This window comes from Streptomyces novaecaesareae (genome assembly GCF_000716875.1).
Lineage (GTDB): Bacteria > Actinomycetota > Actinomycetes > Streptomycetales > Streptomycetaceae > Kitasatospora > Kitasatospora novaecaesareae.
The window spans coordinates 57,110-69,286 of the sequence record NZ_JNWQ01000044.1; the positions used below are offsets into that span (position 1 = coordinate 57,110).

Here is a 12,177-nt window from a genome sequence, read left to right on the forward strand (position 1 = left end):
GCAGAGCTACAGCTTCTCGACGGGCGCGTAGCGCAGCAGCAGCTGCTTGCGCCCGTCCGCGCCGAAGTCGACGGTGGCCTGCGCCCGGTCGCCCACGCCCGTCACGGCCACCACCGTGCCCAGCCCGAAGCTGTCGTGGGTGACGCGGTCGCCGACCGCGAGCGAGACGGCCTCGCGCTCCACGACCCTGCCGCCGCGCCGCGCGGACTGCCCCCAGCCCGCCTTCGGGGAGGCCCCGGCGGACGAGGAAGACCGCGAACTGCCGCCCCCGGACGAGGACTTGCCCCACGAGGAGCCCGAGGAGAAGCCGCGCTGGACGGGCGCCTGCGCCGCCCCCGTACGCTTCCACTCCACCAGCGCCTCCGGGATCTCCTCCAGGAACCGCGAGGCCGGGTTGTACGCCGGCTGCCCCCAGGCGCTGCGCAGCACCGAGCGGGTCAGGTACAGCCGCTCGCGCGCCCGGGTGAGCCCGACGTACGCCAGCCGGCGCTCCTCCTCCAGCTCCTTGACCTGGTTGAGCGCCCGCATGTGCGGGAAGATCCCGTCCTCCATGCCGGTCAGGAAGACGACGGGGAACTCCAGGCCCTTGGCGGTGTGCAGGGTCATCATCGTGATGACGCCCTGCCCCTCCTCGTCCTCGTCCGGGATCTGATCGGAGTCGGCGACGAGGGCGACCCGCTCCAGGAAGTCAGCCAGCGAGCCGACCGGCGGGGTGCCCTCCTCCCCGGCGTCCGGCCGCTCGCCCGGGTCCTGCTCGTAGTCGAGGGCGACGGAGGCGAGCTCCTGCAGGTTCTCCACCCGGGTCTCGTCCTGCGGGTCGGTGGAGGCCTGGAGCTCGGCCAGGTAGCCGGTCTCCTCCAGGACGGCCTCCAGCACCGCCGCCGGGCCCGCGCCCGACTCGACCACCTGGCGCAGCCCGGCCATCAGGGTGTTGAACTTCTTCACCGCGTTGGCCGAGCGCGCGGCCATCCCGTAGGCCTCGTCCACCCGCTGCAGCGCCTGGGCGAAGGAGATCCGCTCGCGCGCGGCCAGCGCGTCGACCATCGCCTCGGCCCGTTCGCCGATGCCGCGCTTGGGCACGTTGAGGATCCGGCGCAGCGGCACGGTGTCCTCCGGGTTGGAGAGCACCCGCAGGTAGGCCAGGACGTCCCGGACCTCCTTGCGCTCGTAGAAGCGCACCCCGCCGACCACCTTGTACGGCAGGCCGACCCGGATGAACACCTCCTCGAACACGCGGGACTGGGCGTTCGTCCGGTAGAAGATCGCAACGTCGCCGGGCTTGGCCTCGCCCTTGTCGGTGAGCCGGTCGATCTCGTCGGCGATGAACTGCGCCTCGCCGTGCTCGTCGTCCGCGACGTAGCCGATCACCTTCTCGCCGTGGTCGCCCGCCGTCCAGAGCTTCTTCTCGCGGCGGTTGGCGTTGCGCTCGATGACGGCGTTGGCGGCGCTGAGGATGGTCTGGGTGGAGCGGTAGTTCTGCTCCAGCAGGATCGTGGTCGCGTTCGGGTAGTCCTCCTCGAACTGGAGGATGTTGCGGATCGTCGCGCCGCGGAAGGCGTAGATCGACTGGTCCGCGTCACCGACCACGCACAGCTCGGCCGGCGGCACCTCGGCGAGGTGCGCGGCGGCCGGGTTCACGAAGTCCCCGTCCGCGGTGCGCTTGGGCGCGGCGGCGACGGATCCCCCGCTGAGCTCGCGGACCAGCATGTACTGGGCGTGGTTGGTGTCCTGGTACTCGTCGACCAGGATGTGCCGGAACCGGCGCCGGTAGTGCTCGGCGACGTCGGGGAAGGCCTGCAGCAGGTTCACCGTCGTCATGATGATGTCGTCGAAGTCCAGCGCGTTGGCCTCGCGCAGCCGCCGCTGGTACAGCGCGTACGCCTCGGCGAGCTTCTTCTCCATCGGGTTGGCGGCCTGGTCGGCGAAGGTCTCCTCGTCGATCAGCTCGTTCTTGAGGTTGCTGATCTTCGCGGTGAAGGACTTCGGCGGGAACTGCTTCGGGTCCAGGTCGAGGTCCCGGCAGACCAGCGACATCAGCCGCTGCGAGTCGGCCGAGTCGTAGATCGAGAAGCTGGAGGTGAAGCCCAGCTGCTTGGACTCGCGGCGCAGGATCCGCACGCAGGCGCTGTGGAAGGTGGACACCCACATCGCCCGGGCGCGCGGGCCGACCAGCGCCTCGACGCGCTCGCGCATCTCGCCGGCGGCCTTGTTGGTGAAGGTGATCGCGAGGATCTCGCCCGGCTGCACCCCGCGGGCGCCCAGCAGGTACGCGATCCGGTGGGTCAGCACCCGGGTCTTGCCCGAGCCCGCACCGGCCACGATCAGCAGCGGGGAGCCCGCGTGCAGGACCGCCTCGCGCTGCGGGTCGTTCATCCCCTCCAGCAGCTGCGCCGGGTCGATCACCGTCCGGGCGGCGCCGTTGCGGTACCAGGCGTCCCGCTCGGCCTCGACGGCGTGGTCGGTCTGGAAGAGCCCCTCCGGGATGGCCTCCTCGTAGGCGTCGTACGGGACGTCGTCCTCGTACGGCGGGGGCTCCTCGTCGACGGCGTCGATCGGTGCGGCGGGCTGCTTCGACCCGGCGGCGGGTGCCTCGAAACCGGGGAGCGGGAGGTCGTCAAAGAGGCTACTCATGGCAATGACGAGTCTATGGCCACCCACCGACAAGCCCGCCCGGCCCGGGGAAACCGGACCGGGCGGGCTTGACGCCGGGCGCGGGGCTCAGACCAGGCGGCGGGCGGTGGCCCAGCGGGTGAGCTCGTGCCGGTTGCTCAGCTGGAGCTTGCGCAGGACGGCGGAGACGTGGCTCTCGACGGTCTTCACCGAGATGAAGAGCTGCTTGGCGATCTCCTTGTAGGCGTAGCCCCGGGCGATCAGGCGCAGCACCTCGCGCTCGCGCTGGGTGAGGCGGTCCAGGTCCTCGTCGACCGGCGGGGTGTCGGTGGCGGCGAAGGCGTCCAGGACGAAGCCGGCCAGCCGGGGCGAGAAGACCGCGTCGCCGTCGGCGATGCGGAAGATCGCGTTCACCAGGTCGGTGCCGGTGATGGTCTTGGTGACGTAGCCGCGGGCGCCGCCGCGGATGACGCCGATGACGTCCTCGGCGGCGTCCGACACCGACAGCGCCAGGAACTTGACCCCTCCCTGCTCCCCCATCAGCCCGGCCGAGCGGCGCAGCACCTCGACGCCGCCGCCGCCGGGCAGGTGGACGTCGAGCAGCACCACGTCCGGCCTGGTCTCGGCGACGACGCGGACCGCCGAGTCCACGTCGTCGGCCTCGCCGACCACGTCGATGCCGGTCACCTCGGTGCGGCCGATCTCGGCCCGGACCCCCGTCCGGAACATCCGGTGGTCATCCACCAGCACGACCCTCGCAGTGCGCCCCGAGCCTTCGGCCGGGGCCCCCATCGGCGCTGCCTCAGTCATCAGTTCTCTCCATCTCCAGCTCGACCTCGGTACCGCCGCCCGCCGCCGGCCGCACCCGAGCGGTGCCGCCGTTGCGCTTCATCCGGCCGATGATCGACTCCCGTACGCCCATCCGGTCCTCCGGCACCGTGTCGGGGTCGAAGCCGGGCCCGTGGTCGCGGACGAACACCGACACCGTCCTCCCCTCCACCTCGGCGTAGACCTGGACCGGTCCCCCGCCACCGTACTTGGCCGCGTTGACGGTCGCCTCCCTCGCGGCCTGCATCTGTGCCGCGATCCTCTCGTCCATCGGGCAGTCGCCGACGATCACCAGTTCGACCTGGACGCCGTGCCGGTCCTCCACCTCGGCGACGGCGGCGCGCAGGGTCTCCGCCATGGTGTCCGGCGCGGCCTCGGCGGCGGCCTCCGGGCGGTACAGCCAGAGCCGCAGCTCGCGCTCCTGCGAGCGGGCCAGCCGCAGCACCTCCTTGGGGTCCTCGGCCCGGCGCTGGATCAGGGTCAGGGTGTGCAGCACGGAGTCGTGGATGTGCGCGGCGATCTCGGCCCGCTCCTGGGCGCGGATGCGCGCGGTGCGCTCGGCGCCGAGGTCCTGCCACAGCCGCAGGCCGTACGGGCCGAGCAGCACCAGCACCCCGGCGAGCACCGCGAGCGAGGCCTCGATGACCGAGCCGATCGTGGAGCCGCTGCCCTGCATGGCGAGCAGCGCGATGGTGCCGGCCACCGCGAGCAGCACACCGGCGCCGACCCGGGTGTACGCGCCGCGCCGCTTCTCGCCCTCCTCGATGCCGAACCAGCGCTGCCAGCGCGAGTCGTCGGCCTGCCGCCAGACCAGCGCGACGCCGACGCCGATCGCCAGCAGCGGCCAGGTGTACGGCTTGGCGGTCTGCCAGCCGAGCACGTTGAGCAGGGCGATCAGGCCGATCACGACCATGACCAGGGCGGCGAGCTGGCCGAGGCCGCCCTGCCCGCCCTTGGCCGCCGGCGCCGCCTCCGCCCCCTCGGCGGGCGCCGCCGTCGGCTCGCCCTGCAGCGTGTGCTGGAGCAGCCGGCGCAGCCGGCCGAGCCAGCCGCCGGCGGGGGCCTTGCTCAGCAGGCCGCCCTGCAGCCCGGGCGCGGCCGGGACGAACACGCCGTTGAGGTACATCCACTGGGCGCCGCCGCGCGCCGAGGGCTCGCCGATGCCGATCGGCACCACGAACCAGAACGCGGCGTACAGCAGCGCGCCGATCCCCTGCGCGAAGAACAGCAGGACGAAGGCGAACCGCACCCACCGCACCGGCAGCCCGAGGTGCACCGCCAGGCCGTGCGCGACGCCGCCGAGCATCCGCCCCTGCGGGCTGCGGTAGAGCCGGCGGTACGGCGGCCTGCCGCTGTCGGGCGCACCGGGGTCGGCGCCGGCCGACTGCGCGGCGTCGGGGGCGATGGTTCGGGGATCGGTACCGGGGGCTGCCACGCCACCGATGGTTCCACGCGCGCGCCCGCGGGCGCATCAGGGTGTGTCCCTAGCCCGTCTCAGGGACAAGTCAGGGTACGGGCAGGGGTGCTCCCGGTTGGGCCGGACCGGCCCCTGCCGGAAGGATGGTGCCCATGACCGAGGACCACCGCATCGAGGAGGCCGGGCCCGCCGCCCCGCCGGAGCCGGAACGCCCGCCGCTGACCCGGGCCGAGCACCACCGCGTGGTGGCCGGTGTCTGCGGCGGCCTCGGGCGGCACCTGGACATCGACCCGGTGGTGTTCCGGGTGGTCACCGTGGTGCTCTGCCTCTCCGGCGGCCTCGGACTGTTCCTGTACGGCCTGGCCTGGCTGATCGTCCCGACCGACGACGAGTCCAAGGGCCGCGGCGGGCGCACCGAGCTCCAGCGGGTGCTCACCGGCCGGGTGGACGGCCAGTCGATCGGCGCGGTGCTGCTGACCGTGATCGGCACCGGGGTGTTCTTCTCCTCGATGGGCGACGGCGGCCAGATGTTCCCGCTGCTGCTGCTCGCCGGCCTGGTCTTCCTGGCGGTGCGCTACGACCCGGAGCGCCGCCGCGGCCGCGGCCGGGGTCGCGGGCGCCGGCACGGCGGCCCGTACGACCGTCACTTCCCCGAGTCCGCGGGCTACGCCTGGCCCCGGCCGGAGCCGGGCGAGGCGGCCGCCGCCGAGCACGCCGCGCCGAGGGCCACCGGGACGGTCCCCGCCGACAGCCCGGCCCCCGGCGCGAGCGGCTACCTGTGGGATCCTCGCCACCCCGAGCGCAACCCGTACGGCGCGAGCTCCGCGACCCCCACCCCGCCGTTCGGCACCCCGGTGCCGCCGGCCGGCGGCCCGGCCCAGCCCTGGTGGCAGCGGACCGACCTGCCCGAGGGCGACCCGCTGCGCAAGGAGCGCGCGAAGCGCCGCCCCGAGCCGGCCGTGGTGCGCCGCCCCCGGGAGCGCTCGGCGCTCGGCTTCTTCGGCTTCCTGCTGGCGATCGGCGCGGCCGCCGCGGTCTGGGCCGTCCAGGCCGACCACCACAACCCCACCGTGGCGAGCGCGACGGTGCTGGCCACCGCCCTGCTGGTGGTCGGTCTGACCCTGCTGGTCGGCGCGAAGTTCGGCCGGGCCCGCAGGCTCGCGGCGACCGGCCTGCTGCTCACCCTGGCGCTGGCCTTCGTCGGCCACTCGCCGGACGCCGTGCAGAACGCCGTCGGGCAGCGCGACTGGACCGTCACCGCGGCCTCCGACCTGCACGACCGCTACAACCTCGGCGCCGGCAACATCAAGCTGGACCTGGCCGGGCTCGACCCGGCCGGCGCCACCCTCGCCACCAAGGTCGACCTCGGCGCAGGCGAGCTGACCGTCATCGTGCCGGCCGACGTGACGGTGGACGTGACCGCCCGGGTCGGCCTCGGCGACGTCACCGTCCCCGGCGACCGCGGCAACAGCACCGGGCGCCACACCTATCTGATCGGCCCGGCCGGCGGCCAGGCCTCCAAGGGCACGCTCAACCTCGAACTCGGAATCGGGATCGGCAACATCAAGGTGGTCCAGCAGTGAGGAAGCACCGGCTCGACCTGTTCTCGCTGATCGCGGGCGCGCTGTTCACCGTGCTCGCCCTCGTCTACCTCGTCGCGGCGCTCGACGACCGGTCGGTGAACGGACGGATCGTCATCCCGGTCACCTTCATCGTGCTCGGCGTCGGCGGCCTGGCCGGCGCGGTCGCGGCGGTGGCCCGGCGCGGCCGCCCCGACCGCGAGGACTAGGGGGTTTCTTGCGAGCCCGCAGGCCCCGGGCCTCAGCTCTGCTGCGGGCCCAGGGTCAGCTTGTCCCCGTCCTTGGTGACGGCGTACTTCGGCAGCGGCTTGACCGCCGGCCCGTTGACCACCGCGCCGGTGGCGGCGTCGAACCGGGAGCCGTGGCAGGGGCAGTACAGCTGACCGTTCTTCGGGGCGTCCACCGCGCAGCCGGAGTGGGTGCACACCGAGGAGAGGCCGCAGTACTGGCCCGCCTTGGGCTGCACGATGTAGACGGCGTCCCCGGTGGCCGGGTCCTTGACCTGGGCCGAGCCGCCGACCGGCACGCTCGCGGCGGACACCGTCGGGGCCTGCGCCGGGGCGGCGGAGACCGGGGCCGCCGACTGCTTGGGCGCGGCCTGCCTGCCGCGGCCGAAGGTACGGGTCAGCGAGCCGGTGAGCAGCCCCGCGCCGCCGATCGCGACGGCCGCGATCCCGCCGTCCACCAGCGCCCGGCGCTTGACGTGGTCCTCGCCCAGCCCGCGCTCGCGGTCCCGCCCGGCCCGGCGGGCGAGGTAGCCGTCCACCGACAGGTACGGGGTGCCGGCCAGCACCAGCGGGATCCAGGCCATCAGGTAGGCGAGGTCGTTGCCGAGGTAGTACGGCGCGACGCTCCAGCTGACGGTCAGCCAGAGGCTGAGGTTGAGGAGCGCGCCGCCGAGCGCGGCGACCCGGCCCCAGAGGCCGAGCAGGGTGCCGAGGCCGACCGCCAGTTCGCCGAAGGCGACGGCGAGCGCGAACAGGGTCGGGTGGTCGAGGGCGGGGCCGAGCAGGAAGGAGATCGGGCTGCCGCCGGCCTTGGCCGCCTGGGTCTGCGAGACGAAGGAGGCCGGGTCGCCCGCCCCGGCCAGGAAGTGCGCGTCCGAGAGCTTGTCGAGCGCGGCGTAGACGAAGGTGACGCCGAGGAAGAGCCGCAGCGGGAGCAGCGCGTACCTGGACGCGATCGCCCGCCGCTGCGCCGCCCGTTCGGCCCGGCCGGCCGCTCCCCCGCCGGCCGGCACCGAGTTGCTGGCCTCCGACATCCCGCACACCTTCCCTCTCGTCCTGCCACTCCCTGACAGGTCCGGTCCGCATTCTGCCCGTTCCTGCCCACTTTCGGTGGGAGGTCCCACCCCGCGGCCGGCACGCCCGCACCGCGAACGCCCGCGCCGCCGCTCCCTCCAGTACGGGAACGACGGCGCGGGCGTTCAGGCAGCGGGAGTGCCTACTCCCACTCGATGGTGCCCGGCGGCTTGCTGGTGACGTCGACGACGACGCGGTTCACGTCGCGGACCTCGTTGGTGATCCGGGTGGAGATCTTGGCCAGCACGTCGTACGGCAGGCGCGACCAGTCGGCGGTCATGGCGTCCTCGGACGAGACCGGACGCAGCACGATCGGGTGACCGTAGGTGCGGCCGTCGCCCTGCACGCCCACGCTGCGCACGTCGGCGAGCAGCACGACCGGGCACTGCCAGATCTCGCGGTCCAGGCCGGCCGCGGTCAGCTCCTCGCGGGCGATCGCGTCGGCGTCGCGGAGCAGGTCCAGGCGCTCCTTGGTGACCTCGCCGACGATCCGGATGCCCAGGCCCGGGCCGGGGAACGGCTGGCGCTGGACGATCTCCTCCGGCAGGCCGAGCTCCTGGCCGACCATCCGGACCTCGTCCTTGAACAGCTTGCGCAGCGGCTCGACCAGCTGGAACTGCAGGTCCTCGGGCAGGCCGCCGACGTTGTGGTGGGACTTGATGTTGGCCGTGCCGGTGCCGCCGCCCGACTCCACCACGTCCGGGTACAGGGTGCCCTGGACCAGGAAGTCGACCGACTCGCCGTGCTCGCCGGCCTCGGCGATGATCTCGGCCTGGGCCTGCTCGAAGACCCGGATGAACTCGCGGCCGATGATCTTGCGCTTCTCCTCGGGGTCGGTGACCCCCTTCAGCGCGTTCAGGAAGCGCTCGGCGGCGTCGACGACCTTCAGCTGCACGCCGGTGGCGGCCACGAAGTCCTTCTCGACCTGCTCGGTCTCGCCCTTGCGCATCAGGCCGTGGTCGACGTACACGCAGGTCAGCCGGTCGCCGATGGCCTTGTTGACCAGGGCGGCCGCGACCGCGGAGTCCACGCCGCCGGACAGGCCGCAGATGGCGCGCTTGTTGCCGACCTGCTCGCGGATCAGGGCGATCTGCTCCTCGACCACGCTGCCGGTGGTCCAGGTCGGGGCGATGCCGGCGCCGCGGTAGAGGAAGTGCTCCAGGATCTGCTGGCCGTGGTCGGAGTGCAGCACCTCGGGGTGGTACTGGACGCCGTAGAGGCGGGCCTCGTCGTTCTCGAAGGCCGCGACCGGGACCACGTCGGTGGAGGCGGTGACGGTGAAGCCCTCCGGCGCGGCGGAGCAGGCGTCGCCGTGCGACATCCACACCGAGTGCTGCGCGGGGACACCCTCGAACAGGGTGGAGCCGGTGCGCGAGACGACCAGCGGGGTACGGCCGTACTCGCGGGCACCGGTGTTGTCGACGGTGCCGCCGAGGGTCTTGGCCATCAGCTGGAAGCCGTAGCACATGCCGAAGACCGGGACACCGGCCTCGAAGATCGCACGGTCGAGCTGCGGCGCGCCCTCTTCGTAGACCGACGACGGGCCGCCGGAGAGGATGATCGCCTTGGGGTTCTTGGCGAGCATCTCGGCGACCGGCATGCTGCTCGGCACGATCTCGCTGTAGACCCGCGCCTCACGCACCCGACGGGCGATGAGCTGGGCGTACTGGGCGCCGAAGTCGACCACCAGGACGGTGTCGTTGTCCGGCGCGGACTGGACGGGAATTGCAGAGGACACAGACGGCCTTCCGGCAGCGGTATCGAGGTGTCGCGCTGAACCGCCTCCCCGGCGGGGGCGGCGGCGGCGGACGGGTGTGGGGTGTCTGGACTCCGATTCTACCGGGCTGTCCGGTTTCACTCGTCTGCCCGTCCAAAGGACCGTGACCGGGCGGGGCCGCGGTTCGTTGCTTCTGACGACCGTACGGCCGCGCCGCGTCCGCCAGACGCGCCGACCGACCCCCGCGGGGGCCACCGCCGTACGGCTGCAGGACCACGCGTGGAGCTACACACCAGTCCACCGGCGCACGTGGCGCCGCCGCCCGGCCCGCCGGGAGCGCGGCTCCGTGGGACCGTGCGCGGGTGCAGCGGCCGGCCAGCAGGGGACAGCGAACCCGGCCGCGACTGGGCCGAGAGGTGGGACGGCCGGAGCCCGGGGACGCCCGGGGCCGGCCGTCGCACCCCCGGCCCGCGCCGGGGCACACCCGGGCGCACTCCCCCATCCGTCCCGCGCCGCTACGCGCGTCCCCGTGCGCTGCAACCAGGCGAACCACTACGCACCGTGATCATCTGTGGCATGCCCGGCACCATCCTGGCCGTAAATGGTCTATGCCGAACTGTGCCGAATCGGTTGCAGAGCAAGCCCCTCGTCCAGCACGATGCTCGTTGTACGCGGTTCTCCCGGCGACCTGACGGCTCACCGAGGGGGCCCGCACGCGATGCTCCGCAGTCGCCGCGCAGGGAGGCGACAGCGGTTTTCACTTCACGCTCCGTGAGCACGGAACCGGCGCAGACCTACCGCCGTCCGCCGCACCACGGGCCCGCGCGCCCCGCTCCACCGGCCACCCACGCCGGAGCCGCGAGGGCGCACCGAAGCCAACCGACACGACGGCGCTCCTCCCCCGGCGCCGTCACCCCAGCACCGGCGCGGCCCTGACGCCGAGTGCTGAACGACAAAGGGCCCCGTTCCCCCGCGGGGCCCTTTGCCCTTTTCCGGCTGCCCTTTTCCGGCGCCCGAGCCTGCTCCCCCGGCCGGTGCTCCGCTCCGCTCAGGGGTGCTCGCGCCACACGCTCGGGTCGACCGGGTCCTCGGCCGGCGCCCGCGGCGGGTCGGCCGGGAGCGCCGTCCCGGCGGCGGGGGCGGGCGGCACCTCGTGCGAGCCGAGCACCTCGCTCACCCCGCTCGTGGGGACGGGCGGCGCGTCCTGCGGCGCGGCGGCCTGCGGCGGCACGCCGTACGCCGGGGCGCCCTGCGGCGGCGCACCCTGCGGCGGCCCGCCCTGGACCGGAACGCCGTACGCCGGGGCGCTCTGCGGCGGCGTCGGCCCGTACGGCACCTCCGGCGGCACGGCCGCGTACGGCGCGCCGCCGTACGGATCGCCATACCCGGCCTTGCCCGCGCCCCCGCCGCGGACGGCCGCCAGCAGCGGCGGCACGAGCAGCGCGCCGACCACCGCCCAGACCGCGTTGGCCGCCAGGACGGTGAGGAAGGTCAGCCCGACCGAGTTCTCCTGGCTCATCTCCAGGTCGGAGGTCGGGCTCCAGCCCGCCATGGACGAGGTCCGGGTCATCATCGCCCCGGCCGCCGCCATCAGCAGGGTGAGCGCCCCGGCGTGCACCGCCGCCAGGCGCAGCCGGTCGGCCGGGTCCAGCTGCCGCCGGTACGCCGTCCAGCCGAGCACGCCCGCCGCGAGGACCGCCAGCAGGCCGGCCCAGCGCCAGTCGGCGCTCACCGTGTCGTGCAGGTCGAAGAAGGAGAGGTCCAGGTCCTCGCCGCGGTCGCGCCAGGACGTCTCGCCGCCGGTCAGGCCGTTGTGGGCCCGGAAGGTCGCCCCCGAGCCGAAGCCGAGCAGGTTGAGGCCGAGGTTGGGCAGGAAGGCCAGCGACACGCCGGTCTCCGCGCCGCTCTCGCTGTTGGCCGCGACGAGGACGAAGCCCACCACCGAGGACAGGCCCACCGTCGCCGCCAGCGCCCGGCCCGCGGCCAGCGCGGCCACCGCCCAGCCGCGCACCGACCGGCTGCGCCAGGCGGCCCAGCGCAGTGCGTCGGTGCCGTAGACGGCGAAGGCCAGCAGCCCGGACAGCAGTACGGTCCAGCCGACCGTCTCCAGCCAGCCGGAGCCCGCGGTGACCGAGGGCCGGGACAGGTCCTGGCCGGTGCTGCCGGTGTAGTCGGGGACGTCGTAGCCGCCCCGCGGCCGCCAGGTCGTGCCGCCGACCGCCCAGAGCACCGTGGTCACCCCCGCGAGGACCACGGCGGTGCGCAGTGCCTCGCCGGCGGCCTGGCCCCGGGTGAGCTGGCCCGCCACCGCCTTGCGCCGGCGCAGCCCGGCCCGCAGGCCGAGCCAGAGCGCCAGGCACCACAGGGCGGTGACGGTCATCGGCACCGCCCGGATGACGAGGTCCATCCGGTCGGCGTGGCCCCGGCTCAGCGGGCTCTGGTAGCCGATCTTGAACGGGGCGCCGAGCGCGTTCAGCGCCATCGACAGCATCCCGCCGAAGCGGTCCCCGAAGTCGGGCGACTGGAACCGGTAGTCGTACTGGTAGCCGCTCGGGAGGGCCGCGATCAGCGCCGCCGCCAGCAGGACGGCGGTCGGCGCGAGCGCCGCCTTGACCGCCGGGCGCCAGTCCGCCCCGGTGAGCAGGCGCTGGACGGGCGGCTGCTGGTCGTACGGCCTCCCGGCGCCCCAGTGGCCCAGCGCGGGCGGGGCCGGCGGGGTGGGCG

General features: G+C 74.0%; 7 protein-coding genes and 1 pseudogene. 2 read left to right on the forward strand and 6 right to left on the reverse strand.

Features of this window, described 5'->3' with window-relative positions; genetic code table 11:
• Window positions 1-6 precede the first annotated feature (6 nt).
• The 3 genes from pcrA to OP86_RS18615 form a co-directional block, all read right to left on the reverse strand.
• Window positions 7-2,631 carry a DNA helicase PcrA gene (pcrA, locus tag OP86_RS18605; protein WP_030059189.1) on the reverse strand — a complete coding sequence of 875 codons (2,625 nt, stop codon included), beginning with the start codon at window positions 2,629-2,631 and terminating at the stop codon, window positions 7-9.
• Between the two features lie 87 nt (window positions 2,632-2,718).
• The gene (locus tag OP86_RS18610; RefSeq protein ID WP_030059191.1) at window positions 2,719-3,420 is read right to left on the reverse strand and encodes a LuxR C-terminal-related transcriptional regulator; all 702 of its coding nucleotides are present in this window, start codon (window positions 3,418-3,420) and stop codon (window positions 2,719-2,721) included.
• A complete protein-coding gene (locus OP86_RS18615) occupies window positions 3,413-4,873 on the reverse strand; it encodes a PspC domain-containing protein (protein WP_030259484.1) in 1,461 nt (486 codons plus the stop codon). Before OP86_RS18615 ends, OP86_RS18610 begins: the two co-directional genes overlap by 8 nt.
• A 134-nt stretch (window positions 4,874-5,007) precedes the next feature.
• Between OP86_RS18615 and OP86_RS18620 the strand changes: the two genes are divergently transcribed.
• Window positions 5,008-6,438: a PspC domain-containing protein gene (locus tag OP86_RS18620; protein WP_030259487.1), complete on the forward strand. Its 1,431-nt coding sequence runs from the start codon at window positions 5,008-5,010 to the stop codon at window positions 6,436-6,438.
• Window positions 6,435-6,644 (forward strand): hypothetical protein, encoded by a 210-nt coding sequence (locus tag OP86_RS18625; RefSeq protein ID WP_030059204.1) that lies wholly within the window; start codon window positions 6,435-6,437, stop codon window positions 6,642-6,644. The genes OP86_RS18620 and OP86_RS18625 overlap by 4 nt, the downstream gene beginning before the upstream one ends.
• Window positions 6,645-6,676: 32 nt before the next feature.
• Here the strand turns inward: OP86_RS18625 and OP86_RS39030 are convergent, their stop codons facing one another.
• From OP86_RS39030 to OP86_RS18640, 3 genes and pseudogenes are all read right to left on the reverse strand, one after another.
• Complete coding sequence (locus tag OP86_RS39030) at window positions 6,677-7,696, reverse strand: Rieske 2Fe-2S domain-containing protein (protein WP_063832405.1); 1,020 nt, start codon at window positions 7,694-7,696, stop codon at window positions 6,677-6,679.
• 182 nt (window positions 7,697-7,878) lie between these two features.
• Window positions 7,879-9,474 (reverse strand): glutamine-hydrolyzing GMP synthase, encoded by a 1,596-nt coding sequence (gene guaA, locus OP86_RS18635; RefSeq protein ID WP_030059208.1) that lies wholly within the window; start codon window positions 9,472-9,474, stop codon window positions 7,879-7,881.
• A gap of 1,027 nt (window positions 9,475-10,501) precedes the next feature.
• A pseudogene (locus OP86_RS18640) lies at window positions 10,502-12,177 on the reverse strand (hypothetical protein); the annotation flags it as partial.